Annotated in this window: 19 protein-coding genes; 13 read left to right on the top strand and 6 right to left on the bottom strand. The window is 48.4% G+C overall.

The annotated features are described in order from the left end of the window. Nucleotides 1-95 precede the first annotated feature (95 nt). Nucleotides 96-1,277: an MFS transporter gene (locus NDA03_RS23440; protein ID WP_190414658.1), complete on the top strand. Its 1,182-nt coding sequence runs from the start codon at nucleotides 96-98 to the stop codon at nucleotides 1,275-1,277. Here NDA03_RS23440 and NDA03_RS23435 read toward each other — a convergent pair. Beyond that, nucleotides 1,252-2,937 carry a GH3 auxin-responsive promoter family protein gene (locus NDA03_RS23435; protein WP_348239295.1) on the bottom strand — a complete coding sequence of 562 codons (1,686 nt, stop codon included), beginning with the start codon at nucleotides 2,935-2,937 and terminating at the stop codon, nucleotides 1,252-1,254. The genes NDA03_RS23440 and NDA03_RS23435 overlap by 26 nt on opposite strands. Nucleotides 2,938-3,293: 356 nt before the next feature. Between NDA03_RS23435 and NDA03_RS23430 the strand changes: the two genes are divergently transcribed. From NDA03_RS23430 to NDA03_RS23415, 4 genes are all read left to right on the top strand, one after another. Next, on the top strand, nucleotides 3,294-4,268 hold the full coding sequence (locus NDA03_RS23430; protein WP_190414656.1) for a cupin-like domain-containing protein: 975 nt from the start codon (nucleotides 3,294-3,296) through the stop codon (nucleotides 4,266-4,268). 78 nt (nucleotides 4,269-4,346) lie between these two features. Beyond that, on the top strand, nucleotides 4,347-4,847 hold the full coding sequence (locus tag NDA03_RS23425) for a sterol desaturase family protein (protein WP_190414655.1): 501 nt from the start codon (nucleotides 4,347-4,349) through the stop codon (nucleotides 4,845-4,847). A gap of 316 nt (nucleotides 4,848-5,163) precedes the next feature. Further along, nucleotides 5,164-5,487, top strand: a complete 324-nt coding sequence (locus tag NDA03_RS23420; protein ID WP_190414654.1) for an Mpo1-like protein — start codon at nucleotides 5,164-5,166, stop codon at nucleotides 5,485-5,487. A gap of 128 nt (nucleotides 5,488-5,615) precedes the next feature. Then, complete coding sequence (locus tag NDA03_RS23415; protein ID WP_190414653.1) at nucleotides 5,616-7,016, top strand: amidohydrolase family protein; 1,401 nt, start codon at nucleotides 5,616-5,618, stop codon at nucleotides 7,014-7,016. A gap of 220 nt (nucleotides 7,017-7,236) precedes the next feature. On the opposite strand, the gene NDA03_RS23410 is transcribed toward NDA03_RS23415, so the two are convergent. After that, on the bottom strand, nucleotides 7,237-7,743 hold the full coding sequence (locus NDA03_RS23410; RefSeq protein ID WP_190414652.1) for a pentapeptide repeat-containing protein: 507 nt from the start codon (nucleotides 7,741-7,743) through the stop codon (nucleotides 7,237-7,239). Nucleotides 7,744-7,757: 14 nt separating this feature from the next. On the opposite strand from NDA03_RS23410, the gene NDA03_RS23405 reads away from it, so the two are divergent. Next, a complete protein-coding gene (locus NDA03_RS23405) occupies nucleotides 7,758-8,348 on the top strand; it encodes a YraN family protein (RefSeq protein WP_190414651.1) in 591 nt (196 codons plus the stop codon). Here NDA03_RS23405 and NDA03_RS23400 read toward each other — a convergent pair whose 3' ends face one another. Next, nucleotides 8,349-8,738 (bottom strand): hypothetical protein, encoded by a 390-nt coding sequence (locus tag NDA03_RS23400; RefSeq protein WP_190414650.1) that lies wholly within the window; start codon nucleotides 8,736-8,738, stop codon nucleotides 8,349-8,351. A gap of 157 nt (nucleotides 8,739-8,895) precedes the next feature. Between NDA03_RS23400 and queA the strand changes: the two genes are divergently transcribed. Together queA and NDA03_RS23390 are read left to right on the top strand one after the other, a co-directional pair. Then, nucleotides 8,896-10,131 (top strand): tRNA preQ1(34) S-adenosylmethionine ribosyltransferase-isomerase QueA, encoded by a 1,236-nt coding sequence (gene queA, locus NDA03_RS23395; protein WP_348239294.1) that lies wholly within the window; start codon nucleotides 8,896-8,898, stop codon nucleotides 10,129-10,131. A gap of 125 nt (nucleotides 10,132-10,256) precedes the next feature. Next, entirely contained in the window at nucleotides 10,257-11,516 is a 1,260-nt protein-coding gene (locus NDA03_RS23390; protein ID WP_190414648.1) for a tetratricopeptide repeat protein, read from the top strand. Nucleotides 11,517-11,560: 44 nt separating this feature from the next. Here the strand turns inward: NDA03_RS23390 and NDA03_RS23385 are convergent, their stop codons facing one another. Together NDA03_RS23385 and NDA03_RS23380 are read right to left on the bottom strand one after the other, a co-directional pair. Beyond that, on the bottom strand, nucleotides 11,561-12,259 hold the full coding sequence (locus NDA03_RS23385; protein ID WP_190414647.1) for an NAD-binding protein: 699 nt from the start codon (nucleotides 12,257-12,259) through the stop codon (nucleotides 11,561-11,563). A gap of 180 nt (nucleotides 12,260-12,439) precedes the next feature. Continuing rightward, nucleotides 12,440-13,774 carry a TrkH family potassium uptake protein gene (locus NDA03_RS23380; protein WP_190414646.1) on the bottom strand — a complete coding sequence of 445 codons (1,335 nt, stop codon included), beginning with the start codon at nucleotides 13,772-13,774 and terminating at the stop codon, nucleotides 12,440-12,442. Between the two features lie 92 nt (nucleotides 13,775-13,866). On the opposite strand from NDA03_RS23380, the gene NDA03_RS23375 reads away from it, so the two are divergent. The 5 genes from NDA03_RS23375 to NDA03_RS23355 all read left to right on the top strand — a co-directional run bounded on the left by NDA03_RS23375 (nucleotide 13,867) and on the right by NDA03_RS23355 (nucleotide 19,210). Continuing rightward, a complete protein-coding gene (locus NDA03_RS23375; RefSeq protein WP_190536554.1) occupies nucleotides 13,867-14,739 on the top strand; it encodes a methyltransferase domain-containing protein in 873 nt (290 codons plus the stop codon). A 54-nt stretch (nucleotides 14,740-14,793) separates the two neighbouring features. Then, the gene (locus tag NDA03_RS23370) at nucleotides 14,794-15,765 is read left to right on the top strand and encodes a homogentisate phytyltransferase (protein WP_348239293.1); all 972 of its coding nucleotides are present in this window, start codon (nucleotides 14,794-14,796) and stop codon (nucleotides 15,763-15,765) included. A gap of 70 nt (nucleotides 15,766-15,835) precedes the next feature. Further along, nucleotides 15,836-16,297 carry a tetratricopeptide repeat protein gene (locus NDA03_RS23365; RefSeq protein ID WP_190676936.1) on the top strand — a complete coding sequence of 154 codons (462 nt, stop codon included), beginning with the start codon at nucleotides 15,836-15,838 and terminating at the stop codon, nucleotides 16,295-16,297. Nucleotides 16,298-16,327: 30 nt separating this feature from the next. Next, a complete protein-coding gene (gene cobA, locus NDA03_RS23360) occupies nucleotides 16,328-18,022 on the top strand; it encodes a uroporphyrinogen-III C-methyltransferase (RefSeq protein ID WP_348239292.1) in 1,695 nt (564 codons plus the stop codon). Nucleotides 18,023-18,670: 648 nt separating this feature from the next. Further along, complete coding sequence (locus tag NDA03_RS23355; RefSeq protein ID WP_190427680.1) at nucleotides 18,671-19,210, top strand: phycobiliprotein lyase; 540 nt, start codon at nucleotides 18,671-18,673, stop codon at nucleotides 19,208-19,210. Between the two features lie 2 nt (nucleotides 19,211-19,212). Here NDA03_RS23355 and NDA03_RS23350 read toward each other — a convergent pair whose 3' ends face one another. Then, a complete protein-coding gene (locus NDA03_RS23350) occupies nucleotides 19,213-21,390 on the bottom strand; it encodes a response regulator (protein WP_348239291.1) in 2,178 nt (725 codons plus the stop codon). Nucleotides 21,391-21,429: the final 39 nt, after the last annotated feature.

The following is a 21,429-nucleotide window of genomic DNA, read 5'->3' as shown; positions in this document are numbered from 1 at the left end:
CAAATGATGAATCACCCATCACCCAGAACAGCCCAAAATAAGTTGATTTCCACCTATCTAGGTTATGATGACCAAAAATTGCAGGTTTCTGGCTTATGTTGGGCGATCGCAGACTGTTAGTGCTGCTGGCAGCAGGCTCCCTGACTACCATGACGGGGGGAGTCATTGCGCCAATTTTGCCAGAAATGGTACAACAACTTCACCTCGATCCTGCATTTGCCGGTAATTTGGTGAGCCTTCATTGCCTGACGATTGCCCTATTCAGCCCACTGCTAGGGATTTTGGCAGATCGAGTTGGTCGGTTACGGGTGCTAATTCCTTCCCTAATTCTCTACGCAGTGTTAGGCACGGCAGGAGCTTTCATGCAAACGCTGACGCCGCTGTTAGTGATGCGGGGGTTGCTGGGTATCGCGAGTGGGGGGATTGCCGCGGCGAGTCTGGGCTTGCTGGGGAATCTGTATGAAGGCGAAGCGCGATCGCAAGCTTTAGGTTACGCAACCAGTACCCTAACTCTGACTGGTATTGCTTTTCCGCTTTTAGGGGGCTGGGTTGGTGCCACTCACTGGCAATATGCTTTTTATCTGTATGGGCTAGGGTTGCCGCTAGCGTTTTTGGTTGCTTTAATTTTGAAAGAAAAGCCACCGAAGCTTCGGGTTAAAGAACGCGCCACCGATTCCAACCAAAAGCTGGGTAAAATCATCGGACAGCCCCACGCCTTGCAGTTGTTACTGACCCTTTGCTTAGCCTCAGTGGCAATGTATGCCGTCGTTATTTACGCACCCCTTTACCTCAAGGCAACGATAGGGGCAGGAGCATCTCTCAATGGGATTGTCCTGGCATCGCGGGCAGTTGGGGCAGCGGCTGTCTCCGCTTTTGCTGCGAAGGGACTCGCCAAGCGACTCGGTTTAAATCGAGCCACCGCAACCGGATTTGCCCTGATGGCATTAACCTTGGCAACCATCCCACTGCTGTCCCAACTCCTCTGGATTTTGATAACAGCGGTACTCTTCGGGGTGGGATTTGGGATTGTACTACCCAACCTCTATAGCGCTTTAGCCGATCTCGCCCCCTCACAACTCCGGTCTAGCGTGCTGGCAATCGGAACGGGTGCCGGTTTCCTCGGACAGTTCCTCTCCCCGATTCTCCTAGGGCCAGCGATCAATTATGGCGGCTTGCCAGGGGTCTTTTATGGGGCAGCGAGTGTCTCGATGGTGGCAGGATTGCTGCTTTTCTTTGGTAGCAAAGACAAATTTAATCGCGATCCTCTGGAAGTCTAACCTCTTGCTCCACTTCCAGTCCAGCTAGAAAATTCCGATCTTCGCTAATATGGGGAAATTTTAGTTGAGAATCCGGAATTCCCCTTTCTACTTGACGTTGGCGAACTTTGGCAAAGCTGCCAGGAGCCAGAATTCGCAGTCGGGGAGGAGGCACCTGATCCTTGCGTTTGGATTGATAGTAAACGTTAGTTTCTTTGAGTTTACGGTCAAAGCTGGCTAAAAAAGCAAGGCGATCGCTCAAAATATGACCATTAACGAGTTCAATATTCACGAGATAATGGGCGGGGAACTCATTTTCGGACAAAGTGATACAAAAATCCTCTAATGGCAAGCCAAATTCTTGTTGCAGGCTTTGCATCACTTGAGTGGCATGAAATTCAGTCGTTTTCTCCGTCGTGGAAGACAAGATCCCGCCTCGACGGTGACGGAATACAATCAGAGGAGCCTGCTCGTAAAAGCCTAGAACTTCGACAACATCACCAATATCGTAACGGTAGAAGCCGCTATAGTTGGTCATCAGAATCCGGTAAAGTTCTCCCGCCTTCACTTCCGTGGCAAGTAAGGTTTTGGGATGCTCTACTTCCCACTGGTCTTGCGGGATAAATTCAAAAAAGCCTGCTTCAATGGCTAAGATGCTGCCATCGTTGTTGAGGTCGTGGTAAATACTAAAGGTGCCTTCAGCGGAGGCGAAAACAGCCCCAAAGCTAGGGATGTCGTCAAAGTAGCTGGGAAATCGCTCAAAGTAAAAATCTGAGGTTCCTCCCCGCGCGGTGGCGGTAAAAGATAGCTCAGGCCATGCTAGTTTCGGGGTAAGCCGTCCCTCTGATTTTAAGATTTCCCGCAATTGAGCGGCGCGACTTGGATTTGCTGACCATTGCCGTTCCAATTTGGCTCGAAGTTCTGGTTCGAGTGTTAACCAACTGGCAATGGTTCCGGTTTCGATGTCTCGGATCAAATCTTCCGCGTAGCGCTCTAAATAGTTGCAGATTCGCAGGATGAGCATGGGAAAATTGGCTCCGATTCCGCGCATCGAGCGATCGCGCAGGGCAAATAAAAAGCAAAGATAGTGGCGTGTTAGACTATCCGCAGCTTGTAGGGTTTCGTAAGGATGAGCAAAGAGTTGTTCGTAGAGAAACTTGCCCATGCGGAGGACGCCTGTACCTCCCGGCCCATACTCAATCCCGCCACTGGTGCGTCCCGTGATTTGGGCGGTGTTGGTGACTAACAGTTTGCCAAATTTTCGATCTTGCGAACGCAGCGCCTCACTTAAAAAGCCGATGCAAGTCAGATTCGCCCATCCCAACGAGTTCTGAAATCTCTGAGTCACGGGGATTAATTTCTGATTTCCTGTCGAGCCACTGGTCGTATTGAGATAAACGACCGGATCTGGCGTTAAAATATTTTTTTCACCTTGGGCAATGCGTTCAGTATAGGGTTCGTAGCTGCTGTAAGGCAGAATCGGAATCCGTTGTTGAAATTGCTCGATTGTTTTGATATCTCTCAGCCCATATTTGCGACCTAATTCGGTATCTTTATGAGCCTGCAATAGCTCCTTTAATAACTGCTCCTGTACAGCAGAAGTCCGGCGAGTTTTTTTCACAAAATTCGCCCTGGCACGTTCAGCAATCGTTGTCAAAACTGGTAGCAATAGATTTGCCATTAGTGCATTAGATCCATTAGCAAGAATAACTAGATGTCGATTAAAGCAGATTTTTTCTTTTTCTTCAAACTAAATGCTAAACTTCGCTAGTAGTTATTATTCATAATGTCTTTATTAATGACTAATGAGCGATGAAAACGAAGCTTTTTGGGGACAGTTATAGCAGTTCTATAGGAGTTGTAAATTTTATGAACCGCGTTGGCGAAGCCTGCGCGTTGGCGTTAGCCTCGCGTTAGCGATAGCGCTTAGACGCCAAGAGCGATAAGGAAGAGAGAAAAGAGATATCTAAGCTTTCATAAATGAATTATGATTATATATCCAATTATTATTGACTCAAAATAGGTGAGGAGATAGGTATGGAAACCAAATCGGAAAATGTCATAAAATTAGGCTTGGAAAAGCAGGTCAAGCCAATCGAACGAGTGGATATTTCATCGGTAACACCAGAAATATTTTTTGAAAAATATCAAAAAACCGGAACTCCTATTATCATTACGGGCTTATTGGAAAGTGAAGGTGACTGGAATTTAGACTATTTATGTGAAAAGTTTGGCAGCCAAGAGTTAATCTTCCGAAATCCAGGGCGGGAAAGGGAAAAGCAGGAAAAGCGCAAATGGAAAAGCATCGGCAGTGGCGTAAATCTGCAAAGTATGCCATTCACAGAATATGCAGAGATGTTGCGTAACCATAAGGCTCATGAAAATGACATTAACCTAGGAAAATGTCCCCTCAAAAATACCCCGCTTGCTAATACCCAGTCTTTAAAAATCATTGGCTCTCGGCTAGGTTTAACGAAACCTGCGAGCGAACTGAACATTTATGTAGCTCCGGGAGGTCATCGCTCAGGCTTACATTATGACTCAGTGGACGGCACGCTGATGCAACTGCATGGTGCTAAAAAAATAGTGTTTTTTCCACCCTCAGAGACATACAATCTCTATCCATTTCCGGTGTATATTCATTTGCGCCACGGATTGAAATTGCGTTCTTGGTTTAGTCAGGTGGATCTGGAAAACCCTGACTTTAAAACAATGCCAAAATTCAAGCAGGCACTCCAGCATAAATGCGAAGTAATCCTTGAGCAAGGTGAAACACTTTATATTCCTGCCGGTTGGTGGCATGAAGTCATCGGATTGGGCGATGAAATGGTGTGTGCAGTCAATCGTTTCTGGAGGATATATCCTACATCACGAGCCGTGTTCTCTTGGAGTCGATGGCGTGCAGCTTGTGGAATTATATTTGCCTTACCCTATACTTTTTTGAATTTCGCGATCGCTCTCGGCAGCAGCAATAGAAAACAAAAAATTAGTAAGATTTCCCATAGGATATAACCGTCCTAGCTAATCAAATCGAATAAACAAGGCTTCAGGTGTGTTGATATACAGAAAAAGTGTGAGGAATGGGAGTTTATGACCTTATTAGCAAAACTTTCTGTAGGAATGGCTTTTTTTTGTGTGGCGTTTGTCTTGGCAAGTCTGGTGGAATATTGGCTACATCGCTTGATGCACGTCTCGCCTCGGATTGGCGAACGTCATCGAGATCATCACCGTCGTAACGAAGGACAGGGGGTGTTGTGGGAGTTTCGAGACTATGTTAGAGGCAGTTTGCTAGTAATGTGTTTGATGTTTTTCTACTCGTGGGAGGCTGGAATCGGTTGGTTCCTTGGTGGCTTATTCTATGCTGCATTTTCAGCCTATGCCCATCAGCTACAGCACGAAAACCCAACCAAGTGCTTCTGGATGAAGATGCCAGTTCACTACGTGCATCACAAATATGGAATGTGGCATCACAATTTTGGTTTGGGGGTGGATTGGTGGGATCGGGTTTTTGGCACTTACAAGCCTGTAGAATGGCTGGGCGAAGAGGAACTGAGTCAATCACGGGGTTATTTGCAACTCCGGTGGCGGTAGGCGTGTCCTAGAGGGAATGGGACTGACGCAAGAAGCCGGGAAATTTATTTCCCGCTTAAAGCTAAAGTAAGCTAAAGCTTACTGGGGTAAGCGATTGAACCCGTTTGAACGGGTTTTAGCTTTAAGCCCAAACTTTAGTTTAGGGCTGACTTAATGACATTCTCCTCGCTGCCATCCCAAGGGTAAAATTTCCAAACTGGGTTAAAGCAACCTAAAAAAATTCTAATTTCTCTCCCTTTCGCAAGAGACTTAGTGATATCGTTCCTACAACGCTTTGAGTTTGACAAATTCGGGTTTCAAGCGCAGGAGAATTACTTTGAGCTACTTCCAGGAGGCTAAAGCCCACTTTGTTGCGAGTCATCAGCATCCCATCAACCAGTTTCTGCACCACTTGACTAATGTGCTAGCGATCGCCGCTGTGGTCTTTCTGTTTTATGATTGGCGGTTAACGCTCGTGTGTTTAGTCCTCACCCAAGTATTCGCTTTGGGCGGTCATGCTGTCTTCGAGAAGAATCACCCGGCTTTTGTCAAGTACCCCGGCATTACCATCCTGGTTTCCCTCATGTGGTCTTTTGAGAACTGGTTTGGACTGCGCCAAGTTTGGACATACTTGCATCGCAAGCAGAAAGCGTTGAATTAAATTTCAGCCGCAAGGCGAGTATTCAATTAAAAACATTGTGTCTTCATCGGGGCAGGCTTCTATCCGACGCCCTGAAAACCTGGAATTTATTTGCAGGTAACGATTGAGCAAATTATTAAGGAGTGTTCATGTATCAAGGTCTACTGGTAATTGATGCAGATGCCCATAAAATAGAAAATCCTTTAGTAATGCGGGATTATCTAGAGCCAGAGTATCGCGATCGCATCGGTTTAGCGATTGATAGTCTGGGCGACCAACGGGCGAGAATCGTAGACTTTAATCCGGCAACGGGTAAAAACGACTTTATGCGGATGTTCCCGCAGCCTCAGGGACTGGGGAAAGGTGGCTTTCGCAACCTGCATCCAGATACAACCTTGGGGGCAATGTTCAATCGCGTGCGGATTGAACACATGGATAAAGAAGGCATTGATATCCAGGTAATTTACGGCACGCTCAACTTAGTTTTTTCCAGCTTATTGGATAAGGACTTTGCGATCGCGCTGTGCCGTGCCTACAACAACTACATTGCCGACGACTGTCGGGGTTACGATAACCGGCTCAAACCGATTGGTGTATTGCCTCTACAGGATGTAGATGCTGCGGTTGCGGAAATGCACCGTTGCGTCAACGAACTGGGCATGATTAGCGTCGCCGTTGCCCCAAACCTCCCGATTCCCCATCCGAAAGCGCCCCAAGCTTTCCCCGATATCCGTACCTGTAAAGCGATTAGCCATCCTGACTTCCGCCCGATCTTGCAAGCAGCCGCCGATTTGGATATTGGTCTGGGCATTCACGGAGGGCCGGGATCTTACATGGTGGGGGGGATTTCCGATCATGTGGAAACCTTTGTCTTGACGCACATTTTTGTGCAGCGGAACCAGCAACAATTGGCTTTAGCCAGAATGGTTTTTGATGGGGCGTTTGAGCAATTCCCCTCCCTGCGGGTTGGCTTTTTAGAAGGCGGTTGTGGTTGGGTGCCGGATCTTGCCCATGCTTTCCACGAGCATTGGGAAAAACGCATCCGTGACTTTGACCCCAAGCATCCCTATCGTCCTTCCCTGATGGAATTCACCAAGCTGATGATTCAGGAAAGAGGCACTCACAACAATATCAATCTGATTAGTCAGGCAAAAAATCTCTTCGATCTCCTGTGGAATGCTCAGCATGACCCATCTCAGATTGAGGATGCAAGTCTTTATGAGCATTACGATCTCCGCCATCGAGATCCGTTGGAATACTTTGAGCGGGGTCAAATCTTTACTTCCTTTGAATCAGACGATCCAGGCCCTGCTTATCTTCACATTGCGATGGGAGAAATTGGCAAACATCTGGCTTGCTTCTCTGGAGATTATGGGCACTGGGATGGGGTACTCCATGACTGTGTCAAGGATGCTGCAACTGTTGCCGATTATGACCGGGAGCATTTAGAACTATTGCTTAGCGGCAATGCACTGGCTCTGTATGGCGATCGCTTACGCCAATCTGCGGCTACAATCGCTGATGCACCCATCAACACTACGGTTAATTAGCCCTTTTGGTTAGAGGCAAATCTGGAAACCTCACCAGATAAGGATTCTGTTTTTTCTGGCAGTTAAGACAGAATCCTTATATTGCCGTTCTCAATTCATTGAGAAATATCGCAATTCTCAGTTGTATAGATAACACTCTCCGGGGCATGGTAATGCCGTGTCCCGGAGAGGATTTGTATTGCACGCTCATCGAGAACCTCCTCAGAGCGCTCAAAAAGGATTAGGGGCAAAACAAAGTTTCGCGGGTTTCGCGCCCAGTAGTGGGATTGGTACCGGACGCTATTTTACACAACTGTTGTTGCACATCCCGACGAAGCAGCACATCTGTAAAATCAGCTCCATCAATAATCGCACCTTCAAACTTAGTGTTAAAGGCAAACGCCCCTTCCAAAACCGCGTTCTTTAAGTTCGCTTTGGTCAAGCGGGCTGTGTCCAGAGTTGCGTTTCTGAGATCGGCTCCTTCTAAATTGACGCTTTCCAGATTAGCCCCAAAAAAACTGACACCCCGCAAATTCGTATGACTCAGGTTACTACTGCGGAGATTGGCTTTAGTAAAGCTGGAGTCGGTCAGCTCTTTGCCGGAGAAATCTACACCAATCAAAAATTCTTTGTTGTAGTCGTTCGCCCAGGCGGGAGATGCGATCGCGCCAAAAGAGGCAATGGCGATCGCCACAAGCAATAAACCGAGTAAAATTGTCGAAATCCGATTATCTAGCCTACACTTCATGCTGGTTCCATTTGATGGAAAACCGTCGTCTATCTCATTATCCCGATATCGGTGTTTTAGGAGAAGACCTAGTTGCTCAATGGTTGATTTCCCAAGCCTGGGAAATTCTTGAGCGCCGGTGGCGTTGCCGCTGGGGAGAAATTGATATAATTGCGCGACAACGCCCAGATGAAGGTAAGGGAGGGGGAGACAGAAAGACAGGAAGACAGCGGGAGGAAGAGTTTCCCACTACCCATTACCCATCACCCGTTCCCCATTGCCCCATTACCCTGTCCTCTTGCTTAATCTTTGTCGAGGTCAAAACTCGCAGCCGGGGAAATTGGGATGCGGATGGAATGCTAGCGATTACACCGCAAAAGCAAGCTAAACTCTGGCGCACAGCAGAGATTTTTTTGGCAGAGCGCCCAGATTTAGTAAATCTTCCTTGCCGGTTTGATGTCGCTTTGGTCAGATGTCAACGTCCTAAGACCAATACTGTTCTGCTACCAGAACCTGAAAAGCTCCCTTTGATTTCTTTACCAGAACCTAGAAATTTAGCTGTGGGAGAATATCAGTTGAGTCTACAAGACTATATTCAGTCCGCTTTCGATGAGCCGTTAAGTTAATTAAGCTAGAGTTTCCGGGCAATATCCCAGCCCTTTTGTGAACTGCTGGCGAAAGGCTTCAATATCGCTCCGATCGGGACTACCATGAGAAACCACAGCGACTTGGTAGCGACGCATCACATCGATGGGGGACTGTCCAGTTTCCAGACTCCAAAGCGCCATCTGGAGGCGAATAGCCGGTTCGTAGGGAATACCCAGTTCGTTCATGAACGCCCGGAAGTCACCATCTTGCTGCGCGTTTAGATGGTTACTCATTTTGACCTTGATCACCCAGCCATCAATCTGATGAATCACCGTCATTAAACGAACGGGCAACTGGGGCATTGTGTGTAAATACTCAACCACCCGTAGTGTCAGGCTGGCATTGGCCAGAAAGTAGACGTATTCCATGAGAAGTTCTTAGTGTCTAGGTCGTGCTGGTTCTATAACTCTCATTCTCCATGAGTAAGATAGTCTGCGATAGGGGAGAAGCCCCCGTTCTTATCTGGGGGTATTTACCCAATCTGCAAAGTTAAATTGATCGATTCCTTATCAGTAAACTAACGGCATGACAGAATTTAACGAAGACAGTCACATCAGCGATCCCCGGTTGGGAGAGTCAAAAGCCGTTAGTGGGGCAAGAAGATTAAAGATAGACAGCCCCGAATCCTTACGGTTTCAAGCTGAAGCACCCAGCCGGGATGATATAGATATCGATCGGTTAATCGCCAGTTATGACTATGAACTCCCGGCAGAACTGATTGCCCAGAATCCATCTGTGCCAAGGGATAGTGCGCGTTTGCTGGTGGTATCCCCAGATCATCCCAGCCACGCCATTTTTCGGGATTTACCCGACTTCCTCCAGTCCGGAGATTTACTGGTATTAAATAATACTCGTGTCATCCCTGCCCGCCTCCGGGGTCGTAAATCTACGGGTGCCCCCGTGGAGGTGTTGCTGCTGGAGGAACAGCAGAACAACTGCTGGCTAGCTTTGGTGAAACCAGGGCGACGTCTGCAACCGGGGGCACAGATATTCTTTGAACCACAGAAACTAGGGGCTGAGGAAAAATTGAACCCAGCCTCAAGCCCGAATCAATTGAGTGCGACGATTTTGTCTAGGGATGAGGCGACGGGGGGGCGGGTGTTGCAGTTTGATGTTCCAGCGGGGAGTCGGTTTGAAGATTTGTTGGAGGAATACGGTCAAGTGCCGCTACCTCCTTACATTACAGATTCCCAATCCCAGGCGGAACAGTACCAAACTGTGTATGCCCAGGCTCAAGGAGCGATCGCTGCTCCCACGGCTGGGCTACACTTTACCCCAGAGTTACTCCAGCGCTTGCAAGAACGAGGAATTCAGCAGGCTTCGGTGACGCTGCACGTCGGGGTCGGGACGTTTCGCCCGGTGGAAGTAGAAGATATTACCACCCACAAAATGCATGGGGAGTGGGTAGAAGTCCCCAAGTCTACGGTGGAACAAATTCGGGAAACCAAGGCGAGGGGGGGTCGGATTATTGCCGTGGGGACAACGGTGGTGCGATCGCTTGAGTCAGCTGCTATGAATGGGGAATTACACCCCTTTAGGGGCAAGACGGAGTTATTTATCTATCCCGGCTACCAGTGGCGGGTAGTGGAGGGGTTAATTACCAATTTCCACTTACCCCGTTCGAGTTTGCTGATGTTAGTGGGTGCTTTAATCGGGCGTCAGCGGTTGCTGGAATTGTACCAAGTGGCAACAAAGCATCGGTATCGCTTCTATTCTTTTGGGGACGCGATGCTAATCTTGCCGGAAGCCACAATCAGATGACGATGGGACAAGTTAAGGTAATGAGGAATGTCAATCATCGCTGGTCAGTGGTAAATTGCAACTGACAACTAATTACCTTCCCAATTACCTTTTTCCTAAATAGCGAGTGGTGCGGGGTTCTAGATATGCTTAAAAACCACAAACGAATTTATCTCCTTGCGGCTGCTTTGATCGGTCTTGGTTTGACGACTGCCAGCACTGCCTTTGCCGGTGAATCGCGGGCTGGGCGACAAAAGACAACTTCTTTTGAGTCGCCCGTACTCACTAAGCAGATGGTCGAAGGTCTATACACTCAAGATTTTGAGGCAGCGACTTACTTCCAACAAGGAGTGACGCGGTATAATCGCGGAGACTATCGGGGGGCAGAGCTAGCTCTTCGCAAAGCGCTTGAATTCGATTCCAGCATTGCGATGGCTTATTATCTGTTGGGGAATTCTCTAGCCGAGCAAGGACAGCTTGAGAAGGCAACGAATGAGTACCTGCAAGCGCTTCGTCTCGACCCCAATTTGGGAGAAGCTTACTACAATTTGGGAGTTGCTTTATATAAGCAAGGGCAACCCGACGCCGCACTGACTGCGTATGAACGAGCGCTAAGTTTAAATCCCAAGTTGGCAGATGCTTACTATAATGTGGGCTTGGCGATGGAGGCAAAAGGTCAAACACAAGAAGCGATCGCTGCCTATCAGCAGGCGATTCAGAATGACCCGAAATATGCAGTCGCTTACTATAATCTGGGACTGCTGTTAGTCAACCAAAATCAAAATGAAGCCGCGATGGCTCAGTTTCAAAAAGCAGTTGAACTTGACCCAACGCTTGCCGATGCTCAATATCAACTGGGGTTACTTTACGCGCAGCAAAATCAGCCGACACAAGCAATTAACGCCCTGAATGCAGCGGCTTCTAAGAATCCGAACTTGGCAGAGGCTCAGTACCAGATGGGTTTAATTTTTGTTCAGCAAGGCAACTCCAAAGCGGCAGCTAATCGATTCAAGCAGGCGGTGCGTCTCAATCCCAATGATGGCGACGCTTATCAACAATTGGGAGCAATGCTGTTAAAGGAGAACCAGGTCAAAGATGCAGCTGCGGCATTGAGGGAAGCCAAGCGCCTCAACCCAAATGATGCCGTGACTCTCTATAATCTGGGCGTAGCTTTGCAACGGCAAGGTCTGCTAGCGGAAGCGATCGCCAATTACCAAGAAGCGATTGTCCTCAATTCCACCCTAGCAGATGCCTTTTTTAACTTGGGAGTAACGCTGCAACAAACTGGACGACGCGAAGAGGCAATCCCCTTTCTTTTCCAAGCTAAAACGCTATTCAATCAGCAGGGGAATGCAGACAAAATTGACCAGATCAACCAGTATCTACAGCAGTTAGGGGCTTCGTGAATGAAAATTCAAAATTCAAAAACGAGCTTTTGAATTTTGAATTTTTAAATGGGTAGGCGATTAATGTCCTTGTTTGAACCAATCACAACCATTGCGGCTCCCTTATAGAGTCGATGGTTGGGATTGGGATTAATTTCAAACTTGCCATTGTGACTGACTGCTAGCAGATTTAAACCATAGCGGCTGCGAAGTTGTAGTTCAGAGATGGTTTTGCCGTGAAAATCGTCTGGAATAATAATTTCTACAATACTGTTATCAACGTCCAGATCGAATCGATCTAAAATAGCTGGTTTAGTCAGCGATCGCGCTAACGTACACCCCATTTCATGCTCTGGAAATACCACATGATCTGCCCCGACTTTTGTCAGGAGTTTCATATGGATTTCCGAGGATGCTTTTGCTACCACATGAGTCACCCCGCCTTCCTTCAGATTCAGGGTCGTTACCACGCTAGCTTCGAGATAATTCCCAATCGCCACAATGACCGTATCAAAATCAAAAATTCCTCCCTCTTTAAGCGCAGCGGGTTCAGTCGAGTCCAGCTGCAAGGCATGGGAAGCGATTTGATCGGTCAAAACTTGGGCGACTCTCTTTTCCTCGGCGTCAATACCCAGCACTTCGTAGCCCAGATGGTGTAAGGTCGAGCAGACGCCACGACCAAAACGACCTAACCCAATGACTGCGAATTGATTCTTGGTATTAGTGCTGAGACTGCGAAAAAAGTTTAAAGATGATAAGTTCACAAATAAACTCCGAACTGACTCATTGAGTTAGGGATCATTCGTCGAAAACAATTGTCGGTTTAAACCGACCTTTTAACTTTCAACCTTTTAATCTACAAGCTGCAATTGGGTCACAAACAACTGACAAAAAGCTTAAAGATTACTCAGGTTCTAGCTTATCAAGCATCGGGAATGCGATCGCTATCCGACCAACAAATTCTCCTCCGGATAGCGGATAATGCTGGGACTGGGATTTCCCAGAATCGCTGACATCAGGAGCAAAACTCCCACCCGACCGATGTACATGGTGGCAATCAATACCAGTTTGGCGAAAACTGAAATGCTCGCTGTAATCCCAGTAGAAAGTCCAACAGTAGCGAAGGCTGAAACAACCTCCAATAAAATTTGGATAAACGCCAATTGTGGATCGCTTATCGCAATTAAAGTGGTGGAACCAATGACCACCAGAAGCGAACCAACTGTCACCCCAGTCGCTTTCACAATTAGCGCCTTCGGGATTTGGCGCTGGTAAGAAACTACTTCTTCCTTCCCTTGTAATGCTGAAAAAGTAGAACTCAGTAAGACCCTTGTTGTCGTGGTTTTAATTCCGCCGCCGGTACTGCCAGGATTTGTCCCAATAAACATTAAGGCAACGGTAATAAAAAGAGACGCTTCGGTCAATTTCCCGATATCAATGGTATTAAAACCAGCCGTTCGAGGTGTTACCGATTGAAACCAAGCCGCCATAAGCTTCTCGGGGAAACTAAGTGGGCCAAAGGTTTGTGGATTGTTGAATTCTGTAAACAAAAAGAGAATTGTTCCCAGGATGAGGAGAAAGAGAGTGGTCGTGGTAGCAATCTTAAAATTGAGAGAAAAGACTACACAAGCTTGACTTTTGGATAAGCGATCGCGCGTCCATAAATACGCTTCCATAATCACTTCATAGCCAATCCCACCCAAAATAATCAAGGCAGTGACAATCAGGTTGAGCAAAGGCGATCGCACATATTGCATCAAATTATCTGAAAACAAGCCAAAGCCTGCATTATTAAAAGCATTCACACTATGAAAAATCGATAGCCAAAGACCGCGATCCAACCCGTAGTCGGGTACAAACACCAGCATCAGTAAAAAGATGCCAGTAATTTCAATAATCAGCGTTGTGGCAATGATTGAGCGTACCAAGTCCACCACACCAGCTAATCCTGGCTTGTCGAGCGATTGTTGAATCGCTATCTTGTCTCGTAGTCCAAACTTGCGTCCTAGCAACAGCAACAGGCACGTCGTTGCCGTCATGTAGCCCAATCCGCCTACCTGAACCAGCAAGACAAGGAACAATTGTCCCCAAAACGAATAAAATTTCCCCACATCGACCACCGATAAACCAGTTACGCAGACCGCAGACGTGGCAGTAAATAGCGCGATTATCGGATTGCTCCAACTGCCGTCACTGGTTGAAAACGGCAGCATCAGTAAAATCGTTCCCAAAGTGACGAGGGCAAGAAATCCCAAGCAAATAGTTCGGGCAACAGTCATGGTCTAGGGGTCTATCAGGAAAAGTCTTTTTAGAGCTTACTGCTTTCCGAGTTCTGGTAGGCTAATTTTCAGCAACACCGCCTGAAAATTTCATGACTTCAACTCTTTATCAGCAAATTCAGCAGTTCTACGACGCTTCATCCGGTCTGTGGGAACGGATTTGGGGCGAACATATGCATCACGGATACTATGGTGCTGATGGTACTCTGAAAAAAGACCGGCGGCAAGCGCAAATTGACTTAATTGAAGAATTGCTCAAGTGGGCTGAAGTGCCGCTAGAGGGGGGTTTAAAACCCTCCCCCGCCAATATCCTCGATGTCGGCTGCGGGATTGGCGGCAGTTCTCTTTACTTGGCGCAAAAATTTAACGCAGCAGCAACGGGAATCACCCTGAGTCCCGTCCAGGCGACTAGAGCCAAAGAACGGGCAGCCATTGCTGGATTAAGCGATCGCACATCGTTCCAGGTGGCAGACGCCCTGAATATGCCCTTCGCTGACGATTCCTTTGACTTTGTATGGTCGCTCGAAAGTGGCGAACATATGCCCAATAAGCAGAAGTTCTTGCAGGAGTGCTACCGGGTGCTAAAGCCGGGGGGAACTTTTCTCATGGCAACGTGGTGTCATCGTCCTGTCGGGGGCGCAGATGGACAGCTGACAGATGATGAGCGGAAACATCTGGCGGAAATCTACCGCGTGTATGCTTTGCCTTACGTGATTTCGCTGCCAGAATATGAAACGCTGGCTCGTAAAGTTTCCTTCGAGAATATTCGCACGGCAGATTGGTCAAAAGCTGTTGCACCATTTTGGGATATTGTGATTGATTCGACGCTCGATCCCAGAGCCGTTCTGGGTTTGCTTTTCTCCGGCTGGACAACGATTCAAGCGGCGCTTTCACTCGGATTAATGAGCCGGGGCTATGAGCAAGGACTGATTCGATTCGGATTGCTCTGTGCGACTAAGAAATAACGTTTGGGAACAAAAATTGCTTAAAATCAAGCCTGAGTATTCATTCAGGCACGCATGAGCCAGATTTCTCCTGAAAAGTCTTCCCTTCCCAAAACCAGTCCTTCTGAGTCCCACCCGGTGCGGCGTACTGGTTCCTGGCTCTACGCCTTATGGAAGTTCTCCCGCCCTCATACGATTATTGGCACCAGCCTGAGCGTGATGGCGTTGTACGCGATCGCGCTTGCAACAGCTTCCGGGGGCGTCACCAGCGTCGAACAGTTTTTGGGTGCATGGATTGCCTGTCTGGGCGGAAATCTCTACATTGTCGGGCTAAATCAGCTCGAAGATGTGGAAATTGACAAAATTAACAAACCCCATTTGCCCATCGCTGCTGGTGAATTTTCTAGAGCGCAAGCTCAAATTATTGTCGCCATTAGTGGAAGTGTGGCGCTGCTGTTGGCGCTGCTTCTGGGACGATATTTACTGTTCACGGTGGGGGTTAGTTTAGCCATTGGTACAGCCTATTCTCTGCCACCGATTCGGTTAAAACGATTTCCTTTTTGGGCAGCGCTGTGCATTTTCACCGTGCGCGGAGTCATTGTCAATTTAGGGCTGTTTTTGCACTTCAATTGGGTATTGCAAAAAAGTCAAGCGATTCCGGCATCAGTCTGGGCGCTGACGATGTTTGTGTTGGTATTTACGTTTGCGATCGCTATCTTTAAAGACATCCCCGACATGGAGGGCGATAAGCAATACAACATCAACACGTTTACGATTCAACTCGGTAAGCCAGCCGTCTTTAATCTCTCTCTTTGGGTGATTACGGTCTGTTACCTGGGCATGATTGTAGCTGGGGCGTTATCGCTAAGTGCGGTTAATTCCACATTTGTAATAATTACTCATGTATTCGCACTCTTGTTGCTATGGTGGCGAAGTAGAAGTGTAGATTTGCAGGATAAGAGCGCGATCGCATCTTTTTACCAATTTATTTGGAAACTCTTTTTCTTAGAATATCTGATTTTCCCCGCTGCCTGTCTTTTAGCATAAGAAAGGTTAAAACCCTCGTCAGGGTAAGCTTAAGTAAAGGGGTGCCACAAGTGCCGGAGGGCTACCAAGGGTGGAAACAGAAACATCTCAACTAACTTATTTTCTGGCTGTCGCTGTTGTCGGGATTAGTCTGACTCTCCTGGGTTTTTTCTTGGGGAAGACATTCGTCGCTTCAAACTTTTTTAAAAAAGGGGTGACACTTTATAAACAAAAAGATTACGCGGGTGCAGAGGCAGCTTTCCGCCAAGTGATTGAGCGGCACCGCACCAATGACATGGCTCGATTGCTGTTGGGAAATGCGCTAATGGCGCAAGATAAGATTGACGAGGCGACACCCATATTCCGGGAATTGATTGAGCGATCGCCCAAAAATGTTGATGCTTATTTGAGGTTGGGAGACACGCTGATTAAACAAGACAAAATCGAGGAAGCGATCGCAATTCTTCAAAAAGCTAGAAACTTATATAAAGCGGGTACTACAGAGCAACAACAACTCGATCAACTCATCCAGGAAATGGACACCCCGAAATAAGCTTCAAATTCATTTGAGCGCAGCCAAATCATGACTGAGCGTACCGGAAAAGTATATCTGGTGGGGGCAGGGCCGGGAGATGTTGCTTACCTCACCGTCAGGGCGCAACATCTACTCGTTGAGGTACAGGTGTTAGTCTACGATGCCCTCGTAGATGCCCAGTTGTTGGAGTTGGTGCCAGACAGTTGCCTGAAGTTGGATGTGGGCAAACGCGGTGGACAACCCAGCACACCGCAAGCTGAAATTAACCAACTGCTGGTAGAACACTGTCAGCAGGGAAAGCAAGTTGTGCGGCTAAAAAGTGGCGATCCGTTCATTTTCGGGCGTTCTACTTCAGAAATTCAGGCATTAATTGCCGCTGGGTGTCCTTTTGAAGTTGTACCGGGGATTTCTTCAGCACTAGCAGCACCGTTGCTGGCGGGGATTCCGCTAACAGATCCGGTGATGAGCCGAGGTTTTACGGTGATTACTGCCCATGAGCCAGAGGTTTTGGACTGGGAGGCGCTGGCGCGGATGGAAACGCTGGTAATCTTGATGGGTGGGCGCAATCTCGGTGAAATTGTCTATCAGTTGCATCGATATGGGCGATCGCTTTCTACTCCCGTCGCCGCGATTCGTTGGGCGGGAACGCCTCAACAACAAGTCTGGACAGCTACGCTGGGCACTATCGTTGAGCAAACTACGGGCGAATCTCTTTCTCCCGCCATCATTACCATTGGGGAAGTCGTTGGTTTGAGAGAATACTTGCGATCGCCAGATGCACCAGTCGTCTCAGATCGACGCCTAAATCCGCCCGTACAATCATCAGCATCTTCAACCCAATCCGCAGGGGTGAGTTTATCAGACATACCTATGGGAAGCCACAGTTCTCAGAAAACCTCGTCTCTAACGACTCAAAACTCTTCCCAACCGCTAGCTGGGAAAACTATCCTGGTGACACGCGCAGCTGGACAATCGGGTGAGTTTTGCGTGCGTCTCCAAGAAGAAGGCGCGACGGTGATTGAGATGCCGACGCTGGAAATTACTCCGCCTTCCAGTTGGGAAGAATTGGATCGTGCGATCGCGCACTTATCGGATTTCGACTGGTTAATTCTCACTTCCAGCAACGGGGTTGATTACTTTTTTGAACGGCTGGAAGCGGGAAATCAAGATGCCCGTGCCTTAGCCGGGGTCAAAATTGCCGTCGTCGGGAAGAAAACCGCCCAAAGTCTCAAGCAGCATGGCTTACAACCTGATTTTATTCCCCCAGATTTTGTTGCAGATTCGCTAGTTGAATACTTTCCAGAATCGTTAGGAGGCAAGAAAATTCTCTTTCCTAGAGTGGAAACGGGTGGAAGAGAAGTCTTGGTGAAGGAATTAACCGCCCAGGGTGCGGAAGTAATCGAAGTGGCGGCTTATCAATCTCAGTGCCCGAAAGCGATCGCACCCGCCGCCTTAGATGCCCTCCAGCGACAAGCAGTAGATGTGATTACTTTTGCAAGTTCTAAAACCGTGCAATTTTTTGGTCAATTAGTCGGTGAAATCGACAAATTACCCTTACAAGGTGTCTGTATCGCCTCGATTGGCCCTCAAACTTCTAAAACCTGTCTTTCTCTGCTGGGGCGAGTGGATGTCGAAGCCCCAGAATACACTCTAGACGGCTTAACCCAAGCGATCGTCCAGTGGGCGACATCTGAGGCGAATGTCCGCGATCGCTTGGCTCACAACTCAAATATAGATTGCTAGATAGCTATTCTCGATTGGATGCCGTACATTTTAACCCCACCCCTGCCCCTCCCCGTAAACGAGGAGGGGTTTAATATTCCCGATTCTCCTCGCTGCCTGCCCCGCCTTGCTGCCGCTAGTGTCGCGCCGTCAACGAAGAGGGGTTTAATATTCTCCCCTCTCCGTGAACGGAGAGGGGTTGGGGGTGAGGTTCCATATTCTCCTCTCTGTGAACGAGGAGGGGCTGGGGGTGAAGTTCCAAATATCGCACTCAACTGAAAACCGCGATAATCTCTCTCGAACGCTTTTCCACCTTTCGTCGCGCCCTTAGGGGATAGACGGTTCTAAGATTCTTCCGGATGACAGAGCCGCTAGTAAGTATTTTTAGCTATCATCTATTATTATTAAGATTGTTAACAGTAACTTGCATTTTGGCAGGCTTACCACTCTAGCCAAGGTGGTACGTCAGCTAAGTGCCAGATAGCTGACCCGATATAGTGGCGCTCAACTGTACCCAGATCGGGTGTCACTAGAAACCGTGACTTGCACAACCGTTCATCAGATTGCTTGCATAAAGGTCAAATAAAAGGGTGATAAGTCCCATAGCTACCAAGCAAAAATTGACGCTTGCAAGAACTTTATTTTCAATTCATATGAGGACTGGTACTGGTGACAACACTAAGACAACTTGCCCAAACCAATGAAGAATCTTTAATTGCAGCGTTTTTTCAGGAATCAGAGGGCAAATGGCACTCTGAAAGACGCTACTATACGCTGCCGGATGGAGAAACCAAGGAGATGGTGAGTCTGATTACCGTCCGGTTTCTGGAACAGGGAAGCTCGGAATTGCTACATTTGGCAGAGTTACACCAGCTGGAAGATCCAGCAGCGCTGATTTGTGGTTCCTATGTAGAATGGAACAGCACAAATTCAGTCACAAACCGCAAAGAGTCCAAAGGTTCAACACTGTTTGGCGCATTAGGAACCACACTCTATCGCGATCGCGGCTTTGCCACTCCGAAACCCGTCACGGCTGAGTATTATTTCCCCAATCCCAAAACTTTGTGCTTGCGGACAGAGTACAGAGACTCTTCATTTGAAGAAGAATTAAAACTGATTGGTCGAAGCTACCGCACCCGGCAAACGATCATCTCCCGTGCCGGAGAACAGCAAATGATCGGTCAATATCTAGAAAAGCGCCTTAGCTAGACTTAGCCTGCACACCCAGCCAGAAGTGCCACCGCCGCCACTAAATCATCAGGCTCGACGGGCTTAGACTGGTACATTTGAAAACCTGCCTTCAGGGCGCGGTTTTTGTCTTCCTCCCTAGCGTATGCGGTCAGCGCTAGGGCTGGAATTTGTTTTCCGGTTTTTTCTTCCAGAGTTCTCACCTTGCCGACGAGGGCGTAGCCATCTTCCTCTGGCATTCCAATATCACTCACCAGCAAATCGGGCTGCCAGCTACGAAGGACTTCTAACGCCTCGGCTACGGATGCGATCGCTTTCACTTTCGCCCCAGACTCTTCAAGCACGAGGGCGATCAATTCGCGTGTATCCGTATCATCATCCACAACTAGAACCTGCAATCCGCTCAGGAGTTGAGGTGCTTGTGCTACCTTCTCCTTAGCTTCCCCGCTCCCCGGCTCCTCTGCCCCCTGGCGCTCCTGCCCCTCGGTTTCTCGACTTTTATCAAAAAGTGGTAGAAGCACTGTAAACGTTGCTCCCTGCCCGATTCCGAGACTGGCAGCACGAACGGTGCCACCGTGCAATTCCACCAAGTGACGCACAATCGCTAATCCGAGTCCTAATCCTCCATGCGATCGCGTGGTACTCGCGTCAGCTTGACGAAAGCGGTCAAACGCATAGGGCAGAAAGTCGGGGCTAATGCCCATGCCTGTGTCGCTAATTTGGATTTGGGCAAAGAAAGTTGAAGGTTGCGGGTTATTAGGTGGAGAGTTCGTGGGTTGCACTTCAACTTTTTCTTCAAGTTTTCCTTCAACCCTCTCCAGCCGCACCTCAATTTGCCCGCCTTCTGATGTGAACTTGATGGCGTTGGAGAGTAGATTCCAAACGACTTGCTGCAAGCGATCTGGATCGGCAGCGACCAAGCCAACTGAGCGGTCTAGTACCGCCTTGACTCGAATCCCCTTGGCATCCGCTGCCGGACGCAAGATATTAATCGCTTCATCAATGATAGGTCTCAGCTCGATCGAGCGAATATTCAGGTGTAGCTTGCCCCGAATAATCCGCGAGACATCTAGAATTTCATCGGTGAGTTTTACCTGCGCCTTGGCGTTGCGCTCAATACTCTCAAGGGCACGACTGATAACAGTGGGAGTTAGCTTCTGATTGCGGAGTAGCGTTGCCCATCCGAGGATAGAGTTCAGGGGGGTGCGGAGTTCGTGAGACAGGGTTGCCAGGAACTCGTCCTTGAGGTGGTTGGCTTCCTGAGCTTCCCGGTAGAGTCGGGCATTGTCAATTGCCAAAGCAGCCCGATCCGCGAGGTCTTGCAGAAAGAATTGGTCATCACGAGTATAGGAATATCCGGGGCGATCGCGCGAAACGAATAAAGTCCCAATCCGCCGACCTCGTACCTCTAAGGGTGCGATCAAAATGCTGTATATCCCAAAGCGCTGCAAGTAGGGCAAATACTTGGACTCGCTCAAAGGTTGTATCTCCTCTGGCGACACGACTGGAATCAGTAGCGTCTCGCCCGTTTTAAAGACCCGACCCGTCAAACCCTCATCAACGCGGTGTGCCTCGGTGGCGAGGGTTTCTTGCAAGCAGGCGAGGGCTTCTGGGTTTGGATGATAAATTGCTACCGGGTTGAGGTACTTTCCATCATCTGATAGGATGCGAACTACGCACAGATTTCCCAGTCGCTGCGCTATTTGCTGACTGACCAGTTCTAGAACTGCTTGAAATTCCGGAATTTTCTCAGCAAAAGCTCGCGATACCTCACTCAAAGCTTGCCGATGCGCTTCCAGACGAGCGGCTCTTCGCTGAGTTTCGGCTCGTTCTAGGGCTAACTGCACCGCAGCCGGCAGACGGTTGTAATATTTGGGCAACTTCAGAACGTAGTCGGACAGCCCCGCCTTCATCGCTTCTACAGCAATCTCTTCGCTGCCTGTATTAGTAAACATCACCACGGGGCAGTCGGGATACCGATCTTTAACGGCACGCAGAACCGTCAGACCATCACTCCAGCGCAGTTGATAGTCAGTGACAACGGCATCGAAGCCATCTGCCGCAAGTGCCTGGTTCAAGGCATTGATTTCTGCAATCTCCTGAATTTGGAGATCGGAAAAGGCTCGGCTGAGCTGACGAGCTGCTAGGAGGCGATCATCAGGGTTGTCATCGATCAGTAAAATACGTAAGGTCTGGCTCATATCCGCTATTTAGTTGGAAGGTTGAAAGGGTTGAAGATT

Origin of the sequence: Trichocoleus sp. Lan (assembly GCF_039961855.1) — a bacterium.
GTDB lineage: Bacteria > Cyanobacteriota > Cyanobacteriia > Cyanobacteriales > FACHB-T130 > FACHB-T130.
This window is presented reverse-complemented; position numbering and strand designations above follow the sequence as displayed.

What these genes read in the sequence shown, in the direction of transcription:
- NDA03_RS23435 (WP_348239295.1), bottom strand. Translation starts at nt 2,937, where the DNA reads ATGGCAAATCTATTGCTACCAGTTTTGACAACGATTGCTGAACGTGCC.
- NDA03_RS23425 (WP_190414655.1), top strand. Translation starts at nt 4,347, where the DNA reads ATGACCTTATTAGCAAAACTTTCTGTAGGAATGGCTTTTTTTTGTGTG.
- NDA03_RS23440 (WP_190414658.1), top strand. Translation starts at nt 96, where the DNA reads ATGTTGGGCGATCGCAGACTGTTAGTGCTGCTGGCAGCAGGCTCCCTG.
- NDA03_RS23380 (WP_190414646.1), bottom strand. Translation starts at nt 13,774, where the DNA reads ATGACTGTTGCCCGAACTATTTGCTTGGGATTTCTTGCCCTCGTCACT.
- NDA03_RS23375 (WP_190536554.1), top strand. Translation starts at nt 13,867, where the DNA reads ATGACTTCAACTCTTTATCAGCAAATTCAGCAGTTCTACGACGCTTCA.
- queA (WP_348239294.1), top strand. Translation starts at nt 8,896, where the DNA reads ATGACAGAATTTAACGAAGACAGTCACATCAGCGATCCCCGGTTGGGA.
- NDA03_RS23415 (WP_190414653.1), top strand. Translation starts at nt 5,616, where the DNA reads ATGTATCAAGGTCTACTGGTAATTGATGCAGATGCCCATAAAATAGAA.
- NDA03_RS23430 (WP_190414656.1), top strand. Translation starts at nt 3,294, where the DNA reads ATGGAAACCAAATCGGAAAATGTCATAAAATTAGGCTTGGAAAAGCAG.
- NDA03_RS23410 (WP_190414652.1), bottom strand. Translation starts at nt 7,743, where the DNA reads ATGAAGTGTAGGCTAGATAATCGGATTTCGACAATTTTACTCGGTTTA.
- NDA03_RS23350 (WP_348239291.1), bottom strand. Translation starts at nt 21,390, where the DNA reads ATGAGCCAGACCTTACGTATTTTACTGATCGATGACAACCCTGATGAT.
- NDA03_RS23390 (WP_190414648.1), top strand. Translation starts at nt 10,257, where the DNA reads ATGCTTAAAAACCACAAACGAATTTATCTCCTTGCGGCTGCTTTGATC.
- NDA03_RS23370 (WP_348239293.1), top strand. Translation starts at nt 14,794, where the DNA reads ATGAGCCAGATTTCTCCTGAAAAGTCTTCCCTTCCCAAAACCAGTCCT.
- cobA (WP_348239292.1), top strand. Translation starts at nt 16,328, where the DNA reads ATGACTGAGCGTACCGGAAAAGTATATCTGGTGGGGGCAGGGCCGGGA.
- NDA03_RS23405 (WP_190414651.1), top strand. Translation starts at nt 7,758, where the DNA reads ATGGAAAACCGTCGTCTATCTCATTATCCCGATATCGGTGTTTTAGGA.
- NDA03_RS23400 (WP_190414650.1), bottom strand. Translation starts at nt 8,738, where the DNA reads ATGGAATACGTCTACTTTCTGGCCAATGCCAGCCTGACACTACGGGTG.